Origin of the sequence: Pseudomonas sp. Marseille-Q5115, assembly GCF_916618905.1 — a bacterium.
GTDB lineage: Bacteria > Pseudomonadota > Gammaproteobacteria > Pseudomonadales > Pseudomonadaceae > Aquipseudomonas > Aquipseudomonas japonica_A.
Genome location: NZ_CAKAKI010000001.1, coordinates 1,051,671 through 1,074,681 on the forward strand (window position 1 = coordinate 1,051,671; position 23,011 = coordinate 1,074,681).

General features: G+C 58.4%; 23 protein-coding genes. 12 read left to right on the forward strand and 11 right to left on the reverse strand.

From position 1 onward, the window contains the following. Positions 1 to 56: 56 nt before the first annotated feature. A complete protein-coding gene (locus LG385_RS05015) occupies positions 57 to 2,828 on the reverse strand; it encodes a cation-translocating P-type ATPase (protein WP_225772879.1) in 2,772 nt (923 codons plus the stop codon). Beyond that, positions 2,825 to 3,730, reverse strand: a complete 906-nt coding sequence (locus LG385_RS05020) for a universal stress protein (RefSeq protein WP_181112715.1) — start codon at positions 3,728 to 3,730, stop codon at positions 2,825 to 2,827. The genes LG385_RS05015 and LG385_RS05020 overlap by 4 nt, the downstream gene beginning before the upstream one ends. A 153-nt stretch (positions 3,731 to 3,883) precedes the next feature. Between LG385_RS05020 and LG385_RS05025 the strand changes: the two genes are divergently transcribed. Then, positions 3,884 to 4,450, forward strand: a complete 567-nt coding sequence (locus LG385_RS05025) for a GNAT family N-acetyltransferase (RefSeq protein WP_181112713.1) — start codon at positions 3,884 to 3,886, stop codon at positions 4,448 to 4,450. A 47-nt stretch (positions 4,451 to 4,497) separates the two neighbouring features. Here LG385_RS05025 and LG385_RS05030 read toward each other — a convergent pair whose 3' ends face one another. Together LG385_RS05030 and LG385_RS05035 are read right to left on the reverse strand one after the other, a co-directional pair. Then, positions 4,498 to 5,406 carry a universal stress protein gene (locus LG385_RS05030; RefSeq protein WP_181112711.1) on the reverse strand — a complete coding sequence of 303 codons (909 nt, stop codon included), beginning with the start codon at positions 5,404 to 5,406 and terminating at the stop codon, positions 4,498 to 4,500. Between the two features lie 117 nt (positions 5,407 to 5,523). Then, a complete protein-coding gene (locus tag LG385_RS05035) occupies positions 5,524 to 6,171 on the reverse strand; it encodes a BON domain-containing protein (RefSeq protein WP_181112709.1) in 648 nt (215 codons plus the stop codon). Between the two features lie 323 nt (positions 6,172 to 6,494). Here LG385_RS05035 and LG385_RS05040 point away from each other — a divergent pair, with 323 nt between their 5' ends. Both LG385_RS05040 and LG385_RS05045 read left to right on the forward strand, forming a co-directional pair. Next, on the forward strand, positions 6,495 to 7,448 hold the full coding sequence (locus tag LG385_RS05040) for a universal stress protein (protein ID WP_225772881.1): 954 nt from the start codon (positions 6,495 to 6,497) through the stop codon (positions 7,446 to 7,448). Positions 7,449 to 7,538: 90 nt separating this feature from the next. Then, positions 7,539 to 8,450: a universal stress protein gene (locus LG385_RS05045; protein WP_225772883.1), complete on the forward strand. Its 912-nt coding sequence runs from the start codon at positions 7,539 to 7,541 to the stop codon at positions 8,448 to 8,450. Between the two features lie 36 nt (positions 8,451 to 8,486). Here the strand turns inward: LG385_RS05045 and LG385_RS05050 are convergent, their stop codons facing one another. Beyond that, positions 8,487 to 8,741 (reverse strand): Lpp/OprI family alanine-zipper lipoprotein, encoded by a 255-nt coding sequence (locus tag LG385_RS05050; RefSeq protein WP_225772885.1) that lies wholly within the window; start codon positions 8,739 to 8,741, stop codon positions 8,487 to 8,489. 228 nt (positions 8,742 to 8,969) lie between these two features. On the opposite strand from LG385_RS05050, the gene LG385_RS05055 reads away from it, so the two are divergent. Both LG385_RS05055 and LG385_RS05060 read left to right on the forward strand, forming a co-directional pair. Continuing rightward, the gene (locus tag LG385_RS05055; protein ID WP_225772887.1) at positions 8,970 to 10,043 is read left to right on the forward strand and encodes an NAD(P)-dependent alcohol dehydrogenase; all 1,074 of its coding nucleotides are present in this window, start codon (positions 8,970 to 8,972) and stop codon (positions 10,041 to 10,043) included. Positions 10,044 to 10,101: 58 nt separating this feature from the next. Continuing rightward, on the forward strand, positions 10,102 to 10,905 hold the full coding sequence (locus LG385_RS05060; protein WP_225772889.1) for a helix-turn-helix domain-containing protein: 804 nt from the start codon (positions 10,102 to 10,104) through the stop codon (positions 10,903 to 10,905). Positions 10,906 to 10,920: 15 nt separating this feature from the next. Here LG385_RS05060 and LG385_RS05065 read toward each other — a convergent pair whose 3' ends face one another. Both LG385_RS05065 and LG385_RS05070 read right to left on the reverse strand, forming a co-directional pair. Continuing rightward, on the reverse strand, positions 10,921 to 11,346 hold the full coding sequence (locus LG385_RS05065; RefSeq protein WP_181112696.1) for a potassium channel family protein: 426 nt from the start codon (positions 11,344 to 11,346) through the stop codon (positions 10,921 to 10,923). Between the two features lie 9 nt (positions 11,347 to 11,355). Then, positions 11,356 to 12,261: a universal stress protein gene (locus LG385_RS05070; protein ID WP_181112694.1), complete on the reverse strand. Its 906-nt coding sequence runs from the start codon at positions 12,259 to 12,261 to the stop codon at positions 11,356 to 11,358. 226 nt (positions 12,262 to 12,487) lie between these two features. Between LG385_RS05070 and LG385_RS05075 the strand changes: the two genes are divergently transcribed. After that, a complete protein-coding gene (locus LG385_RS05075) occupies positions 12,488 to 13,396 on the forward strand; it encodes a universal stress protein (protein ID WP_181112692.1) in 909 nt (302 codons plus the stop codon). Between the two features lie 113 nt (positions 13,397 to 13,509). Next, a complete protein-coding gene (locus tag LG385_RS05080; RefSeq protein ID WP_225772891.1) occupies positions 13,510 to 14,049 on the forward strand; it encodes an Hsp20/alpha crystallin family protein in 540 nt (179 codons plus the stop codon). Between the two features lie 87 nt (positions 14,050 to 14,136). On the opposite strand, the gene LG385_RS05085 is transcribed toward LG385_RS05080, so the two are convergent. Then, positions 14,137 to 15,633 (reverse strand): HAD hydrolase family protein, encoded by a 1,497-nt coding sequence (locus LG385_RS05085; protein ID WP_225772893.1) that lies wholly within the window; start codon positions 15,631 to 15,633, stop codon positions 14,137 to 14,139. Positions 15,634 to 15,720: 87 nt separating this feature from the next. Between LG385_RS05085 and LG385_RS05090 the strand changes: the two genes are divergently transcribed. Together LG385_RS05090 and LG385_RS05095 are read left to right on the forward strand one after the other, a co-directional pair. Further along, positions 15,721 to 15,930: a hypothetical protein gene (locus LG385_RS05090; RefSeq protein WP_225772895.1), complete on the forward strand. Its 210-nt coding sequence runs from the start codon at positions 15,721 to 15,723 to the stop codon at positions 15,928 to 15,930. Between the two features lie 174 nt (positions 15,931 to 16,104). Beyond that, positions 16,105 to 16,872 carry a YoaK family protein gene (locus LG385_RS05095; RefSeq protein ID WP_225772897.1) on the forward strand — a complete coding sequence of 256 codons (768 nt, stop codon included), beginning with the start codon at positions 16,105 to 16,107 and terminating at the stop codon, positions 16,870 to 16,872. A gap of 379 nt (positions 16,873 to 17,251) precedes the next feature. On the opposite strand, the gene LG385_RS05100 is transcribed toward LG385_RS05095, so the two are convergent. Next, entirely contained in the window at positions 17,252 to 17,503 is a 252-nt protein-coding gene (locus tag LG385_RS05100) for a hypothetical protein (protein ID WP_225772899.1), read from the reverse strand. A gap of 2 nt (positions 17,504 to 17,505) precedes the next feature. Then, entirely contained in the window at positions 17,506 to 19,089 is a 1,584-nt protein-coding gene (locus LG385_RS05105; RefSeq protein ID WP_225772901.1) for a phytoene desaturase family protein, read from the reverse strand. Positions 19,090 to 19,250: 161 nt separating this feature from the next. On the opposite strand from LG385_RS05105, the gene LG385_RS05110 reads away from it, so the two are divergent. Further along, a complete protein-coding gene (locus tag LG385_RS05110) occupies positions 19,251 to 19,721 on the forward strand; it encodes a winged helix-turn-helix transcriptional regulator (RefSeq protein WP_225772903.1) in 471 nt (156 codons plus the stop codon). On the opposite strand, the gene LG385_RS05115 is transcribed toward LG385_RS05110, so the two are convergent. Beyond that, positions 19,718 to 20,623, reverse strand: coding sequence for a LysR family transcriptional regulator (locus LG385_RS05115; RefSeq protein ID WP_225772905.1), 906 nt, complete (start codon positions 20,621 to 20,623; stop codon positions 19,718 to 19,720). The two genes, LG385_RS05110 and LG385_RS05115, sit on opposite strands and share 4 nt — an antisense overlap. A gap of 201 nt (positions 20,624 to 20,824) precedes the next feature. On the opposite strand from LG385_RS05115, the gene LG385_RS05120 reads away from it, so the two are divergent. Together LG385_RS05120 and LG385_RS05125 are read left to right on the forward strand one after the other, a co-directional pair. Continuing rightward, the gene (locus LG385_RS05120; protein WP_225772907.1) at positions 20,825 to 21,952 is read left to right on the forward strand and encodes an FAD-dependent oxidoreductase; all 1,128 of its coding nucleotides are present in this window, start codon (positions 20,825 to 20,827) and stop codon (positions 21,950 to 21,952) included. 21 nt (positions 21,953 to 21,973) lie between these two features. Beyond that, on the forward strand, positions 21,974 to 22,990 hold the full coding sequence (locus LG385_RS05125; protein WP_225772909.1) for an SMP-30/gluconolactonase/LRE family protein: 1,017 nt from the start codon (positions 21,974 to 21,976) through the stop codon (positions 22,988 to 22,990). Positions 22,991 to 23,011: the final 21 nt, after the last annotated feature.

Here is a 23,011-nt window from a genome sequence, read left to right on the forward strand (position 1 = left end):
GTTGAGGACTGGGATATGCAGTGACTGCACAAGGCGACAAACATGCGTTTACAAGGTCAGCGTGTCCGCCTGTGGTGTTGAGCCAGCTTCACCGTTTCTATGACAGCAATCGGATACCCGGCGCAAACGGCAATCAGTAACCAATCCTGCATATTGAGCGCAACCGTGCGCAAAAACTGCTGTAGAGCAGGCACATAAACTGCGGCGATCTGCATCAGCGTGCAGCCTATGACGGCGCTCCAAAGCCACAGGTTGATGCTCGACAAACCGAAGGCAGATCGCGTGCGTGATCGAGCATTGAACGTGTGCACAATCTGCACCAGGGCTAATGTAGTGAAGGCGATGGTCATGGCGTGGGAGAGGCCCTCGGCATCGGCACCATAGAGCGCCAGCGCCGAACCAAAGGCCACCAGCGCAGCGCTTGCCAATACCACTGCCTGCCAGATGATAAGCCAGGCAAAGGCCGGGGTTACCAGAGGCTCCGCGGGGTTCCGCGGCTTGAGGCGCATGACGCCGGGTGCTGCGGGTTCAAGCGCGAGCGCAAGTGCCGGAAAGATATCCGTGAACATGTTCAGCCATAGCAGTTGCAACGCCAGCAGCGGCAACGGCCAGCCAAGGGCCAGCGTAGCGCTTACCAACAGTATTTCGGCCAGGTTGCAGGAAAACAGGTAATGAACAAAGCGGCTGATATTGGCGTAAACGATGCGGCCCTGTTCAACCGCGCCGACAATCGTTGCGAAGTTATCATCGGTAATGACCATATCCGCCGCTTCCTTGGCCAACTCACAACCTTTCTGTCCCATGGCTACGCCGATATCCGCTCGTTTCAAGGCTGGCGCGTCATTTATCCCGTCGCCCGTCACGGCCACTATGGCACCTTGGGTCTGGAGATTTTCGACGATCCGCAACTTGTGCAATGCCGACACTCGAGCAAATACCGAAGCGCGACCCAGGACGCTGCGCCATCCTTCTGGATCCAGCTCGTCCAAGTCCTTTGCATGAATGGTCCGCGCTCCAGCATCTTCGGCTGAGACCATTCCCAATTGGGTAGCAATCCGAGCGGCGGTGGGCTGCTGATCGCCAGTCATCATGAGGATGCGGATTCCTGCATCACTACACGTCTGGATCGCCGGTTTGGCCTCGTCGCGTAAAGGGTCGGTCATCCCGACCAAGCCTACGAAGATCAAGCCCTCGATAGGTCCTGGCCTTTCTTCAGTCGCCACTAGGTTCGCTGCCCGTTCGGTATAGGCCAAACCTAATACCCTAAGGCCTGTCTGTGCCAAGTGCACGTTGGTCTGCTCCCATCGCGCCCGCTCCCTATGACCCAGAAGCGCGATACCCGAAGCTGTAAATTGCCACCCGCAAAGGGCCAGTAGCGTACCGGGCGAGCCTTTGACGCAGACAAGCCGCTGGTTGCACGCGGTCTTATGGACGGTGGCCATGTACTTGTAGTCGCTGGAAAACGGTATCTCGGCCACACGGGGAAGGGTTGCTCTAGCGGCTTGGGGGCCTATCTTGCTGCGTTCTGCCCAAAGCAGCAGCGCCCCCTCGGTAGGGTCTCCCGATGCTAAAAGCTGGCCGTGGCTTTCGTAGACGGCCGCGTCATTGCACAGCAGCGCCACCTGCAGGGCCTTGTTCAACTCGGGATGGTGGGCGGCTTCAGCAAACGGCAGGCTATGTTCGCCACCGTCCAGCCGAGCCTGGTCGCCCTGCGCAGTAAATGACCATTGGCCCGCATGGGAAACGAGCGTTGTCACGGTCATTTCGTTCCGCGTCAGGGTGCCGGTTTTGTCTGTGCAAATGACCGTTGTGGCGCCTAAGGTCTCCACCGCGTCCAGGCGCTTGAGCACCGCGCCGCGCTTTGCCATGCGTTGCATGCCGATGGCCAGTGTCATGGTAGCGACAGCGGGCAGGCCTTCCGGCACTGCGGCAATAGCCAAGGCAATGGCCACTTCTAGCACATACAGGGCGTCATAGCCTCTGAGCCATCCACCCAGGGCAACAAGCGAACAGATGCCCAATACCACCAATACCAAGAGCTTGCCCAGTTGATCCAGTTGCAGTTGCAGGGGCGTAGGTCGATCCTCCGCGGACTTCATGAGCGCGCCGATACGGCCCATCTCAGTGAAGCTGGCGGTTTCGGTGATCAGCATCTGTCCGCGGCCCTGCAGCACGATGGTCCCCAGGTAGGCCATGTTGCAGCGATCACCCAGCGGGGTGTGCAGTGCCAATTGCACGGTGCTTTGCTTGGAGGAGGGGACAGATTCACCCGTCAGGGCGGCCTCCTCGATAGTCAACCGGTTGCTGGCCACGATACGTCCGTCGGCAGGAACCTTGTCCCCCTCCGTGAGGACCACAAGGTCCCCCGGGACAAGCGTCGAAGCAGGAAGGCTTTGTTCCTGTCCGTCGCGTATCACCCGCGCCACGGGCACCTGAAGATCCCGAAGGGCGTCCAAGGTGGAGCGCGCTTTCCATTGAGTGAAAAAGCCAATCAAGCCGTTGAACACCACGACTATCGCGACGGCACCGCCCTCGACGATATCTCCCATGGCCCACGAGACCGTGGCCGCCGTGATGAGCAATACGACAACCAGGCTCTTGAACTGCTGGGCGAATAACACCAGCAAAGGTGTCGTCCCCTGGCCAGGCAGCGTATTGGGGCCGTATTGTTCCAACCTTGCAACGGCGTGTGGCGTGCTCAGGCCTTCATTGAGGTCGGTTACCAGCCTGGCGCTGACCTCGCCTGGATCCTGCGCATGCCAAGGCGCAGGAAGCGGCGGCTCCTGAATGTCCCTCTTACTGGCCGACTGCTGATCTGCCTGGCTCACACGCTGAGCGTACTCTCGGGCGCTTTATACAGCACAAACTCTGCGGTACCTCCGAGCCATTTTTCCAGGCCATGGCGATGGGTCCGACCGATGACGACGATATCCATCTCCTGCTCGGTCGCGAAATGGCAGATCACACTCCCCGGGTGGCCTGTCAGGAAGTGGCAATGAACGGGCGCGATGCTGTACTGCTCGGCGATTTCATCAAACGCAGCCCGTTCCTTGGCCTGCAGTTTTTCGAACAGGTCCGTGGCATACGCGATGTCGGTCATGCCATAGCCCCACTCGCTGACTTCCGGCGAATAGAAATTATGAGCGTGCAACAGGTGAAGTTCGGCACCGCACTGCAGCGCCAGGTTCGCCGCCTCTGTGATTACCCTATGGTTGGCGGCCCGGGTTGCATCGTCTGGACGGGAAACGTCGACGGTCGCCAGGATACGCCTGGGCAATGGATGGTACGCATGGCTGACGAAGTGAACCGGACAAGGGCTTTCCCTCAACAGCTTGATGTCCCGGGTAGTGAACAGCGCACGCTTGATGGTGGACTCCACCTCCAGGTCTTTGATCAGTAACGTGGCAGGCAATTCCCGTGCGTGAACCAAGGCTTCTGTCAGAGCGTCCTGGCCCCATAACACCTCGACAGTGACCTGTATGCCACCCTGACGGAGGTCTCCGGCCTGGGTGTCCAGCCACTTGCGGTGGCGTTCTAGATACCCTTTCCGGATCTGATCCTGAGCGTCCGAGTCGATCAGGGCTGCGGTGGCAAGGTCAGGCAAGTAGTCAAAGGCAACCAAATGAAGCGAGGCACCCGTGGCGGTCGCCAGGGCCATGGCTCGATGCAAGGCCGGGGTGGCTTTCATTTGCCTCGGAGCGATGAACAAGATGCGCGGTTGGGTGGTCATGGGATCGGCTCCTTGTACAAGGCTCCGCGGTTCGAAGCCATGTGCCAAGTGTGCATACGGTAACTCCAGCACGATTGATCCAGATCAGACCCCACCCTCACAGGTGGCTTAAAACGGATCAGGCAGTTGTTACTCACCCCAGGGAGCGATGCTATGTCTACCGCCAGCCAGAATCAGGATTCGATATCAAAACTGAGCCATGCCCAGACAGGTGAGCACTGGATCGAGGCATTGGCTCACCATCGGCATGCCTTGATCCGTCCGCTCACGCCCGAGGATAGGGAACGGGAGTTTCAATTCATCCGCCACCTGTCACCGGAGTCGAAGCGGGGAAGGTTCCTTGGCACAGTGAGCGATCCAAGCCCCAGCCTGATGCAGCAAATGATGGAAGTGGATCACGCTCAGCGCGAAGCCTATGTGGCCCTGGCCTATGTTGACGGCGAATTGCGCGAGGTGGGGATCGCCCGATATGCCGGTCAATTCCCGGACCCGAGCTGTGAATGCGCAGTGACAGTGGCTGATGCCTGGCAACGGTGTGGCTTGGGGCATCAGCTGATGGTCCACCTCATGGAAGCCGCGCGGCGAAACGGTTTCACCCGCATGGTTTCCGTTGATCTGGCCAATAATGTGCCGGCTGATCGGCTGTTCAGGCGGCTGGGGTTCAGCCGAAAATTCGCTGAAGGCTCGTATCAGGAAGTCGTGCACGAGATCCAGTTGTAGGTGTCGCTGCCCCGCAGCGCACCGGGGAACCGGTCGCTGCGGTACTTTCAGCGGATCGATAGCAAGCTGGAGCCCATTCGGGTCATGACATGATCCACTGTACTGCCCAGCCAGGTATGGGACACGTCCTGGTCGGTTCGTCCCATCACAATGACGTCAGCCCCCTCCGACTCGGCGAAGCGTAGCAGGGCCTGCTTGGGGCTACCCACCAGCATATGCCTATGCTCAAGATCGACGCCGTGACGGCCGGCAAATGCCTCAAAGCTCTCTTGAAGCGCGGTGTACATTTCCTCGGCTAGGAGCGCCGCGGGCACCATCATGCCGCCCCCGTGCCCCCACTGTATGGGGTCCGCCAGAGCAAGGCCGTACGCAAAGACCACATGGACTTCGGCGTTGCACTGCATACCGAGCCGTAACCCCTCATGAACGAGACGGTCATTGAGCCCGGAGGCTTTCCCTTCCTGAGGATTGATGTCCACTGCAACCATGATTTGCCGAGGCAGGGCATTGATGACTCCTGATACCAGGTGCAGCCGCCCCGGATAGCGGTGCAGCAGGTGCAGGTCGGTGGAGGTGAACATCACGCGTGCCAACAATGGCTCTCGGTGCACGTCCTTGATCAGCCAGTCGGGTTTTGATTCAGCCACGTAATCAAGAATGGCGGAGACAGCATGCTCGGCTCTCACCACTTGCGTAGTCACCTTGAGCCCATGCTCGCGATGGCTCACCACGCATGCCTCAAGCCAGCGGCGGTGCCGCTCGATAACGTCTTCGAGTAGTGCCTGCTGTGTGTCGGTATTGCCCCATTCAACCGCCTGCAGCCCTTCGATGGAATCGAAGGCTACGATGTGCAACGCTGCGTCCAACGCTTTCGCCAAGGCTAAAGAACGAGCCAGCGCCGGGGTATGTTTCATAGCCGGCGGAGCAATAAACAATATGCGCGGTTGAATAGCCATGGCTGCGTCCTCCAAATTCCAGCGAGGCGCTGGAGGTTGAAGGCAGTTTGCCCTTGACCATGACTTTCCATTTGACCCTGGTCAAGGTGACGGCTCCTTATCCTTCATGATGGCCATTCACGCAATTATCAGATGGTCTTCAACCTTGGCGACTCCCGGTACTGCCCAAGCGGCATGCTCCGCGACTTGCCGCTCGTGCCAGGCGTGCACGTGCCCCTCCAGCCTGACTGTATCGCCGACTACCTTGATGATGATATTCCGGGCATCGATCTCTGCGTTTCGTTTCAACGCCTCTTCGATGGCGTGCCTGACATTGGTGGGCTCGGGGCGGGTCCTCAGGGTCAGGAGATTGCTTACCCCCTTGATGCCGGTCAGGTTCTTCATGGCGTTTTCCAGGCCCTGACGCTGGTATTGCCAAGCGACTTCGCCCTCAAGCGTGACATGCCCCTGATGTACTGAAATTTTGATGGTTTCGTCTGGCACTATGGCAGTCCATCTCACGACGTTCGCGGCGCGCGCCGCGATCACATCGTCCGGATTCCCCAGATGGCTGGGGTAGCGGATCTCGATCTCGTCGGCTATGGCACGTACGCCTTTCAAACCCTTCACGGCGCGCTCGACCGTTGTTTTTTCAAGAAAACTTTTTACATGCCCAGTCAATGTCACCACGCCATCTTCCACGGCGACGCCTATGTGTGAGGCTTCTATACCTGGCTGAAACTCCAGCTCTTCCATGATATCTGCCTGCAATTTGCTATCGGACATGACGCGTCTCCTCTCGTGCAATGCATAGCCGCAAGATGCAGGCTTGCTATGTCAAGGTTACTCACGCCAACGACGTTCGCTTGATTGAAATCAGCTTTCAGGGTTTGAAGGTTTTCTGACCTAGGTCAACGTAGCCCCAGGCCTCTTCGGCGCATTCTGTATTTTCTATGAACACTGGAAGCCATTCAGGCGATATGGGCAAACCTGACGGTTATCGGTGCCAGGTCAGATCAGGCAAGGGTTTTGTTTAGAAGCAGTAAGTTTACGCCCCTGAAGCTCCCTGCCTGAGGAAAGAAATAGCATGCTGTTTACTGAGGCTTACCATGAATATCCCAAAACGTTTACTTGTAGTCGCGCCGTATTACGTCGGGAACGATTCTGCATTGACGACTGCTGTATGGCTGGCAACAGCCTTTGATTCGTCTCTGCATATCATAGCGTTTGTGTATTCGGAAGCCTTGGAAGGCACTGCGAGCAGTCGTGAAGGGAAAGAACGCCAAAGGCTGTTGCTTGAAAGGCATCAACAGTCGATGCAGGAGCATACGGCATCTCTGCTCAAGTCAGGCTTGCGCGTCACATGTGAGACGCTATGGGAGCCGCCTACCTCCAAAAAGATAGTTGAATACGTCCGTCACTACAGTGCAGATATGGTTGTAAAGAGTATGCCTCGGACGACCAATGGCCCTGGCCAGAGTCCTGGGGTTCTCGATTGGGAACTCTTACGAGCATGCCCAGCGGCGGTGCTCCTTTTGAAGGGGACGCTGGGTACGCACAAACTAAGATGTCTTGCAGCCATTGAGCTTGCCATTAATGGCGACGCAGACAATGCTCAGAATAAGGAGATACTTCGAGTTGCTGAAACCATGGCCTGCGAGTGTGGCGGCAGCGCCGAGGTCATCTGTGTTTATGATCGAAGCGACAACACACCTTCTGCGGGTTCGAAAGCGCTGTTGGTTTCTGATTACGAGGAACGCAAGCAGCGGCTTCATGAGTTGGCCGAGCGCTTCGCTATCAAACCGGATCGATTGCATTATGTGGCCGGTAACCCCGCGCGGGAAATCGATAGCTTTATAGAGCGCCGCAGCTATGACCTGCTGATTGTAGGAGGTGCCAACCCGGGCTCGACAACAGATAGCATTGGCCAGACGACTCACCGTCTTCTCGAGGCTGTGCCATGCAGCGTCCTTGTCCTGAAAAAAACGCCAGCGGCTGTGGAAGTGACGGAAGCGGAAGAGGCTTGCTTCAACGATGATGACTCGGACCTCGGCGACCGCTAGCCCCAGCAGGGTATGGGCTACTTCAGAGGATGATTGGTGCGTCCGGGCTGCTATCCAAACGCAGCAGGGCGTCAATCAGGAGCAAGAGAGATGGCTGATTTCGAGCGCCTGCTATTGATTGCAACCCCTGCCATGAACCGGACACCGGCGTTCGATCGGGCGGCTTCACTTGCCAAGGTTATGGACGCGACGCTGCACATTGTGGCCTTTGACTATATTGACGGTATCGCTGAAGGAAAGCTGATCAATGAATTAGCCGTTGACCAGATACGCTTCGGATACCTTCATGCTCACCGAGACTGGCTGGAACAGCAGGTGATAGGCATGCGGCACATGGGAGTGACTGTTACGACCGAGGCACTCTGGTCTCAGGATCCGTTCGAAGACATCCCGCGGTATATAAAAAATTTTCAACCTTCATTGGTTATAAAGGATTTACGTCACGAAGCCTGGTTTACTAGCGCGTTGTTCGCCTCCCTGGACCTTCGCCTGATGCACGAGTGTCAGGCTCCGCTGCATCTGATCGCCAGAGTTCATCATGGCATTCCTCGCAAGATTTTAGCGGCGGTTGATCCTCTTTATCTGGAAGGTCAATTCGAGTACCTTAATGATCGAATTGTGGCTACTGCAAAATCCTTGGCGGAACGTTGCGGCGCCCAGTTGGATATCATGTATTGTTACGACCTGTCCCGCGTGTTTGCGATCGAGAACGCGTGGGATCAGGAGCCAATGATCGCCGATCATCTGTATACCAAGGCAAAGAAAGCTTTCCATGATTTGGCCGAGCGTTTCGGTATTGCGCCAGAGCGCCGGCATGTGGTGATAGGCACCCCAGCGAAAATGATAGAGTCCTATATGTTCAGTCAGGGCGCCGATGTGCTGGTACTGGGCACTGTTCAGAACGATCTCATGCATCGCCTGCTGGGCAGTACCACAGAACAGGTAGCCAATCATCTATACAGCAGCCTGTTGGCAATTAACCCACGGGGCGTCGAGTCCTAGTTTGAAAGGGGCCGTGCTTTGAGCCCAAGGCGCCGGCTATTTGCGAGATGCCCGATCCATCATCCGGTTCGCCCGCTCATTGGCTTCGTCCGCTGTTCTCTGCGCCTGATTTGCGGCACCAAGGGCCATGTCCGCTTTCTCGTACGCTTCGTCCGCTCTGACCCGGGCCGTGTTGGCGGCGTTCTCGGCGGCTTCCACCCGTGCCCCCATCTCTTCATGGTGTCTATGACTGCAGCCTGTTGTCATGGCGACGGTAAGGGCTGCCAGAAGGATCGTGGGCGTAATTTTCATCGTGGATGCTCCAGGTTCATAGGCTTGGATTGAACTGCGGTTATTAACTTATCGGAGGCAGCGCGGCGGCGCTTGATGGAAATCAACTATTCTTAGAGAGGTCGATGTGGTCTGGATGTCCCCGTTTGTCCCGTACCGTTTCGTGACTTCGGATTAATTGACCCAAGTCAATATTGAGCGCAGACCATGGGGCGCATGCTGCAAGTTAAATCACTGCGGGAGCGTCCCATGGCTACCATGAAAGCAGCTGTATTCGTCGAAAAAAACCGTATCGTGCTTCAGGACAAGCCCGTTCCGGAGGTAGGCCCTCTCGACGCTCTCCTACGCATTACCACTACCACGATCTGCGGCACCGACGTGCATATCCTGCGGGGCGAATACCCTGTGGCTCGAGGGCTCACTGTGGGTCATGAGCCGGTAGGCATCATAGAAAAGCTTGGTTCGCAGGTCAGAGGCTATGCTGAAGGTCAGCGCGTTATCGCCGGTGCGATTACTCCCAGCGGGCATAGCTTTGCCTGCCTATGCGGCTGCAGCTCCCAGGACGGTGCAGATACCCCTCATGGCTTTAAAGCGGCGGGGGGGTGGAAGCTTGGTAACCTGATTGACGGGTGCCAGGCTGAATACGTGCTGATCCCGGACGCCATGGCCAATCTTTGCGCAGTACCGGACGGGTTGACCGATGAACAGGTACTGATGTGTCCCGACATCATGTCCACAGGCTTTAGCGGCGCAGAGCGAGGCGAAATTCGTATTGGCGACACGGTGGCGGTCTTCGCACTAGGCCCTATCGGACTCTGCGCAGTTGCGGGAGCCCGTTTGCAAGGGGCGTCGATGATCATTGGCGTCGACGCGCTCAACAATCGCATGGCCGTGGCGCGCAATCTGGGGGCAACCCACACACTCGACTACCGTGATGGCAGCGTGGTGGAACAGATCATGAGGCTGACCGGGGGGCGGGGTGTCGACGTTGCCATCGAAGCCTTGGGTACTCAAAACACCTTCGAAGCGGCCCTGACGGTACTGCGCCCTGGCGGAACGCTTTCAAGCCTGGGGGTGTATTCCAGCGACCTGAGCATCCCCTTGGGCGCGCTTGGTGCCGGGCTCAAGGATATCCGTATCACGAGTACGTTATGCCCCGGTGGGAAGGAGCGTATGCGAAGGCTGATGAGTATCATCGAACAGGGTCGCGTGAAGCTCGATGCGCTGGTGACCCATCGGCTGAAGCTGGAAGAGATAGAAAGTGCCTACGAACTGTTCGCACACCAACGAGACAATGTGCTGAAGATCGCTATTACGCCCTGATGAGTCGTACAGCGGTAGGGTCGGTAGCCAGCCCTTTCGATTGAAATGGAGCGCCACCATGTCAAGCTTGTCAGACTACGCCGTATTGCGACGACCCGTCCAAAGTCCTCCCTGTGAACCGCTGATTGCCCGGGAATCACCCCTCCCAACTGTAGCGGGGAAGCAAAACCGAACCTCGGGATGTGCTCACTGCGGGGCGTTGCGCTTCTGCCTGCCTGAGGGTTTGGCGGTGCCCGAAGCGGAGCAATTCGACCATATGATCGGGCACCGGATAAGACTGAAGAAAGGCAGTGCCTTGTTTCATGCTGCGGACCCTTTGGTCAATCTGTATGCGGTAAGAATCGGAGCCTTCAAGACGACGCTCGTGGATGAGGGGGGACGAGGACAAATTACCGGCTTTCATATGCCAGGTGATGTGCTAGGGCTTGATGGTATCGCCGAGGATATTCAAGTCTGCACCGCAGTTGCGCTTGAAGACAGCGAGCTGTGCGTGATCCCCTACGCAAGGCTGCTGCGAAGCTGTGCCAGTTGCCTGAAGTTACAGAACAATTTCAATCGCTTGCTCAGCCAGGCACTGGTGCGCGAGCAGAACATGCTTTTGACAATGGCGGGCCTGAGGGCTGACCAGCGCTTGGCTGCCTTCTTCCTCAAGCTTTCAGAACGCTTTGCCCAATGGGGATATTCGGATTCCAGTTTCGTGTTGCGCATGAGTCGGGAAGATATTGCCTCGTACCTGGGGCTGCGTCTGGAAACCGTCTGCCGCTGTATCGCCCAGCTTCGGGCGCGCGGCATTATCGAATGCAGAGGCCGGACTGTGGAAATCCGGCATATGCAATATCTGAAGGAAGCGGCGTGTGCCTGAACTCGCTGACAGGCATCAGTGGTCCTTCCAGTAACGCTGCATCTCCAGAAACAGGAACGATGCGGTCCAGCTGATCAAAACGAGGCCCGTCAAGCCTTCAAGGCCGGTCAAAAACTTCAAGGCCCCGATGGGCTCAATGTCCCCGAAGCCGATGGTCGTAAAGGTGGTGAACGAAAAGTATGCGCAGTCGAGCAACGAGCCATCGAATGCGCCAGCAAGGCTTCCATACATTCCGGTGCGTAACAGGCCGAAGTAAGCCAGGGCGAAACACCAGATTTCCAATGCATGGGCCGCCAGTGCTCCCAGTACGCCGAAGGCAATTCTGAAGCGGTGCCATATTCCCAGGCGGGGCATCCACCCATTGAGCCGTAGAAGACACTCATAGTGAATCAGCACTGCCAGGGTAACCACCGTGGTGTTCAATACGACGATGCCGATCATAACCGGTGCCTAGAGCAACCATAAGCTGCTATGCATTCGGTAGAGGCAGTATTCGGCTGTGCCGCCCAGCCATTTGCCCAGGCCCCGCCGCTGTACCCGTGCAAGCAGAATCATGTCCATCTGGCGGTGCTGAGCAAGCGCCGTGATGACTTTGCCTGGGTAACCTGTGATCAGGTGGCGATTCGTCTCGGGAAAGCCAAAGTCGTCGGCCATCGCGGCAAACGCTTGTTCCTGCTGCAGGTGAAGTTCGCTCGCCAAGTGAGTCGTATGCCATTGACCAGGGTGGCCGAAACCTGCCTCCGCGGCATCCATGGAGCTCAGGTCATAGGTGTACAGCAGGTGGACGTCAGCATTGCACTGTTCACCCAACTTGAGCCCCTGCTTGATGAGTTCGGCGTTGACTTGCGGCCCGTGCGTTTCCTGGTCAAACAGGTCTACAGCAACGAGAAGGTTACGGGGCACGGCATTCTCGGCGCGGCTGACCAGGTGCAGAGGCACGGGACACCCCTGTAGCAGGTGAATGTCCTGGGTCGTGAAAAGCGCTCGCTTGAGCAGCCCCTCCTGCTGGACGTCTTTGATCACCACGGATGGCGTCAGGTCGTGTACCAGAGCCACGGTCTCAGCTACGGGATTTTCGCACCAGATGACTTGGGAGGACACCTTGATCCCCATCGCTTGCAATGGACGGGTCTGGTCTATCAGCCACTGATGGTGGCGATCAACATAATTTCGGCGCGCCTTTTCCATGGCGCTTGGGTCTACGAGCAGGGACGTGGCCAAACCTTCCAGATGATCCAGTGCGGCAATGTGGAGCGGGCAGTCCTTGGCTCGGGCCAGGGCGACGGCACGCTCGAACGCTGGCGTTTTATGCAGGCTGGGCGATGCGATCAACAGGATGCGTTCGGAGGTATCCATGGCGGGCTCGCAATAGTAAGGACTAGACGCATCGACAGAGTGTGCACGGTGGGGCAGTGAGCGTTATGACCAAAATCAGATTTGGGCAAATCTCTGTGCGTCAATGGCCAACCCCACTACAGGCGGATTGATGGAGATCAAGCGTCGCCCATCAAGAACGCCGAGCATTAGCCTCACGCTCGCGTGGCGTTAACTGTTGCGCGGCGCTCATCGGGAGGATGCAAACATGGCTACATCCGAGCGCTTGCTGTTGATCGCCACTCCATTAATGAACCGCACACCGGCGTTCGACAGGGCTGCCGCCTTGGCCAAGGCTAAAAATGCCAAACTGCACATCGTGGCGTTTGACTACATCGATGGCATCGCCGAAGCGGGCCTGGCTAACGATTCAGCCATAAACGAGATTCGCCTCGATTATTTGCACAGCCACCGTGACTGGCTGGAGAAGCAAGCGCTGGGCATTCGGCATATGGGCGTAACCGTAACGACCGAAGTAATGTGGGTAAAGCACCCATTCGATGAAATTCCCGCTTACATCCAGGACCTCCAGCCCTCGATGGTAATCAAGGATTTACGTCACGAATCTTGGATAAGTCGGGCGTTGTTCACCTCTCTTGATCGGTGCTTGCTGCATGCATGCCGGACGCCATTACATCTGGTGGCAAAGGTCCAGCGCGGGTTGCCACGCAGGATTGTCGCGGCCGTGGACCCTTTTCATGCCGACGATGAATTCGAACACCTGAACCAGCAGATTCTTACCACGGCCACGGCGCTGGCAGAGCAATGCGGAGCTCAACTGGAGGTGCTTTACGTGTATGACCTCTCTTATCTATTCGCCGAGGACGGTTGGGGGTATGAGCCTTCGGCGGCGGAGAAGCTGTACGCCGAAGCGAAAACGGCGTTTGCCGAGTTGGCTGACCGTGCGGGGATTGCGGTCGATAGGCGCCATATGGTGGTTGGCAGCCCTGCGCGGATGATCGAATCCTACACGTCGAGCCAGGATATGGATGTTGTAGTCCTCGGCACGGTGCACCGCGACCTGGCGCATGTGTTGTTGGGCAGTACCACTGAGCATGTGGTTAACCATTTGTATAGCAGCCTGCTGACGGTCAACCCTCGCAGCGCTGGAAGGTAGCGTTGCCACTCTTGATCCTGATCAAAGCGGTAGCGGTGAAGTGGCGCAAATTGACGGTGTGATTTGCCAGGCTTTCATTGGGATGGCCTGGCCTCTTATGGAGTGAAAATCTCATGGTCAATGTCCTGAAGACGGTTAAGCCAAAGAACGAAAAACCCGAGCGCAACGTGAGTATCAGTACGGATAGTCGGCACCCTTTCGAGCACATGCGTCGCCAGTTCGAGCAGCTGTTCCATGATTTTTCGGGAGTGCCTTCGCTTTTCCCCAAAGGGCGGCGATTTGATGATGACCCTTACTGGTTGAGTGGGGCCGTCAAGTTGCAAGCCCCTGCGGTGGATATCGCGGAAACCGAAAAATCCTATGAGATCTCGGCCGAAGTGCCAGGCGTTGATCAAAAGCAGCTTTCGGTAAAAGTCATCAACGGGATCTTGCATCTGAAGGGGGAAAAGCTCGAGGAGCATGAAGATACATCCAAGAACTATCACCTCACCGAACGACGCTACGGATCATTCGAACGGGCGTTTACGCTGCCTAAGAGCGTAGACGCCGAAGGTATCGAGGCCACATTCAAGCACGGGGTACTCAAGGTAACGCTACCCAAAAAAGCAGAGGCCATCCAGCCGGAAAAGAGCGTAACTATAGCTACGGATTGATGCGGGTGCCCCCGGTTGTGCCTGGGAGGGCGGGATGACAAGCGCAGCCGGGGCGTGTCAGAACGGTCCGGTTCCGCGGAGGTGGGGTCAAATACGATAACGCGAGCGCACCAGCGCTTCGAGGTGTCGCAAGGCCTCCCTTGGCTCCAGCAGCGGATCGACTTCGATAAGGTGTGTCTTGTTGGCCAGCACATCATCACGAATAACGTGGCGGAACCAATTGGTGAAGTCACCGGCTTCCAGGTGACGCCTGAGCGCAGCGTCGTCGAGCCTTTTGGCCAGTAAGATGAATTGGGTCAGGTTTTCCGCACGTTGCGCCAAAGCTGGAAAATAGAAGGCATGCCACGGGCCGACATTGCCAGTCACGTATTTTCCGCTATGTCGATAATGGCGTTGGGCAGGCTGCACGGGCTCCAACAGAACGACGTTGTCGCCTTCATCCAGATTCCACAAGCAGGCGTATTCGTTGCCTGGCAGTCGTTCTGGGAGCTGAGGACACGGCCGTTGCCTCTGCCTGGCAAAACGCTCGATAGCATCGCGGGCCGTGCTGCCCAGGGCAACGAGGACGTTAACGTCACTTACCAGCGTCGGACACACCTGGTCGAAATCCAGGGCGACGAGCACGGTACCCACACCACCCAGAAATTTCTCCGGCCAGCGCGCGCAATAGGGCAGCATGTAGTGCGCCTCGTCCACGATCAGCCAATAAGGTCGGCCTGATGCGCTTCTAAGCTGCTGGATGAATGGCAGTAACTCGCCAAACAGTTGCACTCGGGCAGGGTGATCGAGCGCTATGGTACTGACCACGACATTGAGCTGCGCTTGCAAAAGGTGGTGGACTGATTCCTCTGTGGTTGGAGGTACGGTGAGTCCGCCTATGGTTACCGCGTTTTTCAGCGTCAGGTAGTCTCCCTCCGGATCGATGACACAAAACTCCTGGCGGGCCTCGACCATGCGCTCGGTCAACCAGGTGACGTAACTGGATTTGCCAGACCCTGAATTCCCAAGCACAAGCATGACGCTTTCGGCTCTTAGCCAAACTGGATGGGCTTCGGTTGTTTTCCCTACGTTCAAGCCGGTCCTATCGATTGCGACGAGTTGCACGTCCTTTTCAATGAGCATTTCAACCAGCTCGCAGACGCCCGCGCCGTAGGGTTGGGTGAGTTCGACATCAGCGTCCGCCTTGATGGACGCGATTGCATTTCCAACCGCGGCGGCACATCCACAAATCGACAGAAACGAGTGGTCGTTCTCGGCATCACCGGCCCCCACGACGTTGACCTCGGAAATACCCAGGCGGTTGAGAGCCGCCCTCAGGCCAGATGCCTTGTTGACCGAGGGGGGCAGGATCATGATGGCGTCTCTGTTGAAGGTCATCTGCAATTCGAGACCGAGGTCGCCGATCGCGCTTATGACCATTTCCTCGTAAGGGCGCCATGTGCCAATGACCGACTGGCCTACCGACAGATTGGGGATCCCTTTGGCACGCAGCACGCGGACCAGTTCAACCGAAGCGGGCTCAGCAATAAGCTCCTCGGTGTCATCCCATGGGCTATACAGAAGCGCACCGTTTTCGGCAATCACCAGGTCAAAGGCATCCAGGCGCGGACACCGATGCTGTTCCGTCGTAGTCGAGAGCCAGGGCTAGAAAATGCAAGGCGCCTCCGATTCATGATTCGAACGTTGCCAGGCTTGGCAGTTGTATATTGGTCTTTTGAAGCCCGTCCTGATTTGATCCACATCAATCAGCGCATTTTTGAAAATCAAACCCGTGCGGTGGATTGTCGGGTAGGTAATGCCGGCTCTCTCCCTCTCCATTCCTTTTTATTAATCTGTGGCGCGGCAATCTTTTTCTCCAATGCCGGCCTCAGATGGGCTTGACAAGACTTGTTAGCCCCGGAGGGGATGAGCATGATTTTTTCGGAGTCGCCCTGATGAGGTCCTGTTCGGGCCTATCCTCTCGACGCTTTTTTCGCTGGGCGCGCCATAGGCGATACGAACTACACCGCTAAGGTGTTGATTTGACTATCTGACTATCGGGCTCTGGAGGCCGAGGTGAACGTATCGATCAGATATATAAGGAGCCTTACCGGGCGAAGGCGAAGCGTGAGGGCTAACCGACAGCTCGGTTACGCTTTGGCCTTTGTAGCAGGCGCGGTCAACGCTGGTGGTTACCTGGCGGTTCAGCAGTACACATCACACATGACGGGTATTCTCTCCGCCATAGCGGATAACACGGTGTTGGGGTCATTTGGACTAGCGCTCAGCGGTACCGGGGCATTGCTGTCATTTATGATAGGAGCGGGTTGCTCGGCGGTTATGATCAATTACTCACGCCGCCGGCGTATGCACAGCGAGTTTGCCTTACCTCTCCTTCTGGAAGCTACGCTGCTTATCTGCTTCGGTTTTCTAGGCACTCGGCTATCCACGGTCGGTGGTTTATTCGTGTCCGCCACCGTAATGCTGCTGTGTTTCATCATGGGGCTACAAAACGCAGTAATCACTAAAATCTCTCGAGCTGAAATTAGAACGACGCATATCACCGGCATCGTGACGGATATCGGTATAGAGTTCGGAAAGCTTGTTTATTGGAACGCTCCTACCGTACCGGCGCGTCCAAAGGTTATCGCCGATCGCGGTCGGCTCAAGATGTTAATAGTGCTGGCTCTGAGCTTTTTTGCGGGGAGCGTGATCGGTGCACTTGGGTTCAAGCAGGTCGGGTACATCGCCACGGTACCGCTAGCGATAGGCCTGGGGGCGCTAGCGGTAATGCCTGCCATTGACGACGCAAAGCGCTACGTACGCCGAGTCAAGCGAAGGTGAACGGAGACAATTGGATATGCCCTTGAGCTGTGAAGATAAGAACGAGTGATAAAACAGGTTCTCTCGATCCATCAGAGAAAGGTCTTAATCGCTATAGAAGCTGTAAAGGAATAGGTACCCTGCGGGTATGCTTGGCGAGCGCGGGCTTGCCACCCAGCCGGCGAGTTTCCATATTAACCATAACGTCCGCTCACTTAGATTAATGGATGATAGCTGTGTCTTTACGTGGCAAGCGCAAACTTCCTAATTCGCTCCACTTTTCCGTGCTGCTTCGCTCTTCGCTCATTCAACGTGATTAAAAGACGGCCCTCGATAAGGAAGGCCGCAGTCTGTCACGCTAAATGACAGACCGGGCAGATCCATGGGAGCGTCCCGACACTCAGCGTCGGGCAGTCTCTGAGCCAGCCTTGAATTTCATCTTGCCTACCCGAGCCCGAAACACCAAGCTGAGCAGGAACAACATGGTCTTGAGGTCGAGCATCTTCAGCGCCGCCCGGGCTTCCTCCGGACGCAGGCGGGCGACCATGGGCATGGCGCCGAAGATCTTGCCCTTGATCAGCAGTTCGTTGCCGCTACGTTCGATGGCATTCACCGCCATCAGCTCACTGTTGTCGCTGCCGAATATCTTCATGGTCAGTTCCTCGTCACGCGGTCGAAATCCATGCCCAGATCGTCGAACACCTTGATGGCCGTTGCGCGGCCGGCGCCGAATACGCCACCGCCGGGGTGCATAAACGGCCCTACCAAGTAGAGGTTGTCTAGCCCTGGCACGGTCAGGCGACCCAGGTCGGGCGTGGGGCGGTGGGCGAAGTTTTGATAGAAGTACGGCGCCACCCCGTGCACGTCGCCCTTGACCATGGAATTGGGCGAGCTGCGCTCCAGGTCCAGTGGCGAGCACAGGGTGCGGGCGATGATGTTGTCGGGCGTCAGGTTTTTCACGAACTTGCGGTAGGCCTGCAGGCTCAGGTCGCCGAATTCCTCCTTGTACTCGTCCCAGCGCGCAGCGCCGCCTTCGGCCAGGTTGTAGGGCGCGAAGGTCATACCATGGAACATCCCCTTGCCAGTCGGCACGCGGGTAGGGTCGTTGATGCTTTCATCTCCGCCCGCCACCAGCCGCCGCGTGGACACGCGGCCGCGCCGCAAGGCATCGAAATCATCCAGCATGTCGGTCAGGCGATCACTGCTCATCATGGTCAGCATGGTGGCGCGGCCCACGTCAGGGCCTGCGTAAAATTCAGCCTGGCGATGCAAATCGTAGTGGCTCACGAACAGGCTGAAGGGGGCGAGGGTGGCGCGTTCGGCGCGGGCGATCACACCCGGGTCCAGCCCGTCCACAAAGCGCTTGATCACATGGGGGTGAAGCGCGCCGATCACCGCATCCCTGGCAAGGATACGTTCACCGTCAGCCAGCTCTACGCCCGCCGCGCGGCCATCGGATACCACGACCTTGCGCACTTCGGCATTGCACCGGATTTCGCCGCCGTGGTGCTCAATGCAGCGGGCGAGGGCCTCGGACAGCTTGCCGCTGCCGCCCACCGGTTGCGACACGCCGTGGGTGTGCATGATCCCGACAAAGGCATACACGCCCATCCCTGTGCCCAGTTCGTCGGGCATCTGCAGGTTCTCGGCGATCACCCGCAGCAAGTGGATCTTCACCTTGTCGTGTTCGAACAGGTTATCGATGATGTCTAGCGTGCTGCGCTGCATGGCATCGAACAGCTCGCGGCCTTCCAGGCTTTGGTCGAGCATCGCCACCATGGCGCCCATAGGCAGCGGCGGCGAATAAAACCCGGACAGGAACAGCGGCAGCAGCCCACCGGCCTTCAAGGCCAGCTCGCGGTAGGTGTGGGCGTCACGTTCGGATACCGTCGCAATGGACGCGCAGGCTTTGTCCAGGTCGCGGTAAGTGATTAGCGAAGTGCCGTCCTCGAAGACCGTGGCGTGGGGGATGTCCGAATAGTTATATTTGAGCCCGAACCGGCTGAACAGGCCCAGTTCGTCCTGGGTGACCATCGGGTTGCCCTGGATCATGATGTGCACGCTCGAGTGCTCGTCGTGCCAGAAACCCGGTGTGTTGAGCTGGCGGGTAGACACGCCACCGCCTACATAATCCTTGCGCTCTAGCACCAGTACCTTTTTTCCGGCCTTGGCCAGGTAGGCCGCGGCGACCAGGCCGTTGTGGCCTCCGCCGATTGCGACCACGTCGTAATGGTTCATCTGCACCTTCCCACAGGGTTTTATTGTTATTGGCAGCCGTGCCAGTGGCTGGGCTGTGGGGCGATTCTAGGAGTAGGCTTTGCACGCCCGGAAGATCGCACTTTAATGTGGGTCGGTTACCTCAATGTGCGTGCCCCCACCAACCGCAGGAACATCAACGCGTGGAAAACCCCGACACTCAAGCCTCGCAAGCAACCCAGCAGCAGGCCCTGGAGCGCTTGCGCGCGCGGGTGCTGCACAACGGCAATGATCCACACGGCCCTATCCGGGAAACCCTCGGCCGGCTTGGCGACCGCTGGAGCCCGCTGCTACTGTTGATCCTGAAAACCGGGATGCTGCGCTTCACCGAGCTGCAACGGCAGGTGAACGCCATGGCCGATGCCGAGCTGTCCCAGCGCATCCTCACCCTCAAGTTGCGTGCCTTGGAGCGCGACGGCATGGTCTCCCGCACCGTAATCCCGACCATCCCCCCCCAAGTGGAATACCGGCTTACGCCACTGGGCATTGCGCTGGCGCAGCGGCTGGAAGGGTTATTGGAGTGGCTGGAAGGCCAGGCGCCGGAAATCCTCGCCGCTCGGGCGCTTTGGGACCAAACCCAGCCCGGGAATAGCGCGGCCGGAGGCGAACGTTAGCCCAACTCTTGTGCCGTCTCGATGATCAGGTTGCGCAACCACGCCAGCCCCGGGTCGTGCTGGCGGTATTTGTTCCATTGCAACGCAATGGTGAGTTCTGGTGCCGCCCAAGGGGCGGGCAGGATGCGTAGCGGCAGGTATTCCATCCAGCGCTCGGCGAGGCGGCGGTGCATGGTAGCGATGCGGCCGGTGCCGATCACATAGGGCGGCACGCTGTTGAAGGTGTGAGTAGTCACCTCCACCCGGCGCTCGAAGTCGAAACGCCGCAGAAACCACTCATCCACGGTGGGGGTGCGGTGTTCGTTGCCCCAGCGCACCAGCACGTGGCCAAGTTGCTTGTAGTCATCGAACGAGAGCGTTGCCGGTCCGTGCTCGCGGCACACCACGCACACGAAAATGTCGTCGAACAATGGGCTGGAGGGGTGGCCCTCCATCAGTTGCGTATCGGGCAGCAGCAAAAAATCCAGGTGCCCCCGCTCGATCTCATGAATGGCATCGTCGTTGGGCGAGAACAGCTCAAGCGAGCACTTGGGCGCCAATTCGCGCAAGCGAAGACTCACTTCGGGCATCAGCACCATGCCCACATAATCGGAGGCCATCAAAGTGAAGGTGCGGATGGCCTGTTCCGGCTGGAACTGGCTGCGGTTCTCCAGCGTGGCGCGCATCTGGATGAGCAAGTCACGCACCGGTTGTGCCAGGGTTTCACCCATCGGGGTGCGCACCATCCGGCGGCCGATCTGCACGAGTAAATCGTCTTCAAAATAGGTGCGCAGGCGGGCCAATGCCGCGCTGGTGGCCGGCTGGCTGAGAAACAGCCGCTCGCCGGCACGGGTGATGTTCTGTTCAGCGAGCAACACGTCGAGCACTACCAGCAGGTTCAGGTCCAGGCCGTGAAAGCGCATGTGGAGGTCTTCTTATGGTTATGGGCACCAGCATTTGCAGTGTTATACCCCGGCACATTGGCCGTGGCCAACCATCCATGTGATGGATGACAGCCATCCGGACAAACAATTTCCGACATACCCCACCGCTGCGTAGTGTGAGGCCCATACCTCGCCGCCAGCGCCTGGCGGGGCACAAAAATAAAACCGGAGACACGCTGGATGAGCGAGATTAGGAACGTGCTGATAGTGGGCGCGGGGATCGGCGGGCTGAGCGCCGCGATCGCCTTGCGCAGGGCTGGGGTGGCGGTGGAGATCGTGGAGATCAACCCCCAGGCCAAGGTGTACCACGTGGGCATTGTGGTGCAGGCCAACTGCATCCGGGCCATGGCGCAACTGGGCATCGCCGACGCGGCAGTGGCGGCGGGCTTTCCCTACAACGGCCTGCGCATCTGCAACCAGCAGGGTCAGGTGAAGGCCGAACTCAGCGGTGCCCGTCTGGCGGGGGACGACTACCCCGCCAACCTGGGCCTTACCCGTCCCGCCTTGCACAAGGTATTGCTCGATGCTGTGGCACAGAACGGCGCCATCCTGCGGCTGGGCGTGACCTTCAGCGACATCGAACAAAGCGAACACAAGGTGTCGGTGCGGTTCACCGACGGCAGCAGCGGCGACTACGACCTGGTGGTCGGCGCCGATGGTGTGTATTCCAAGGTGCGCGCCACGGTGTTCGGTGAGCACTACCGCCCGCGTTTCACTGGCCAGGGGGTGTGGCGCTACAACTTGCCCCGGCCCAAGGACCTGCTGTGGTCGCACATGTTCGAGGGCAAGCCTGGCGGCAAGGCCGGCTATACCCCGCTCACCGAAGACAGCCTCTACATCCTCTCGGTGTTCGAGGAACCCGGTAATCCGTTTTTCGACCCCGACACCCTGGCGGCGGAATTTCGCAAGCGGCTCGAAGGCTATGGCGGGCTGGTACCTGAGCTGAGCGCGCAGATCACCGACAACAACCAGGTGGTGTACCGTCCGCTGGAAGCGCTGCTCATGCCCGCACCCTGGTACCGCGGCCGGGTGCTGCTGATCGGCGACGCGGCACACGCCACTACCCCACACATGGGCCAGGGCGCTGCGCAAGCGGTGGAAGATGCCGTGGTGCTGGGCGAGCTCTGCGGCGCCGGGCTGGAGACGCAAGCGGTACTGGACGGCTTTATGGCCCGTCGCTACGAGCGCTGCAAGTTCATCAACGAAGGCTCGGTGCAGATCGGTGAGTGGGAGCAACGGCCCACGCCTGAAGCCGATTTCGCCGGGCTAATGGCCAAGATGATCCGCGTGGTTTCCGAACCCATCTGATGCGCTGCATAAGGACGCTCCATGAACCGCAACCCACTCAAAGGCTGGCAGGTCGATCGCGACGCCATTGGATTCATCGGCTACGAGCTGCAACGCCCCGAATGCATCATTGCCGAGCCCGACGGCAGCCTGTGGGCCGCCGATGCCCGGGGTGGGGTGATGCATATCACGGCCCACGGCGAGCAAACCCTGTTGGCCCCGGCCCAGGCGCCGAGCAGTGACGCCAGCTTCGAAGCCCGCTACGTGCAATCCCAGGGCGCCTCGCTGCCCAATGGCCTAGCTCTGACCGAAAACGGTGACTTCATCATCTGTAATTGGGGCCTGGACCGCATCGAAAAGCTAGATCGCCGGGGTAACCTGCAGGTGTTGTTCGACCAACTGGACGGCAAGCCCCTGGGCAAGACTAACTTCCCACTGCGGGATCGCCAGGGGCGGATCTGGTTCACGGTCACCACCACGATGCAGCCTTGGACCGACTCGATCAATTCCGGCGTGCTGGACGGCTACATCGGGGTAATCGATGAGCACGGCATTCGTGTGGTCGCGGAGGGCTTCGGCGGCACCAACGAAATCCGCTTCGACGACCGCCAGGAGTGGCTGTACGTGGTGGAAAGCAATGTGCGCCGGATCTCGCGCCTCCGCCTGCGTCCCGATGGCTCGCTGAGTGACCGGGAAGTGTTCGGTCCCGCTGAGCTGGAAGGCTTCCCGGACGGTTTTGCCTTCGACTGCTTCGGCAACCTTTGGGTAACCCTGGTGATGAGCGACAAGCTGATCGCCCTTACCCCGGACGGCGAGGTACTGACGCTGCTGGACGACGGCAACGCAGAGGCCACCGCCGTGCTCAACGCCCATTACCGCGCGAAAACCCTGACCCCGCAGATCATGCAGGCCACTTGCGGCACCCTTGCGCCGTGGATGGCCAGCATCACCTTCGGCGGCCCGGACCTTCAAACGGTGTACCTGGGCAGCTTGCAAGGTACCCGTATTCCGTACTTCCGCTCGCCCGTGGCGGGCCAGCCGCTGGTGCATTGGCGCTGACGCTCATTACAACAAGGAACA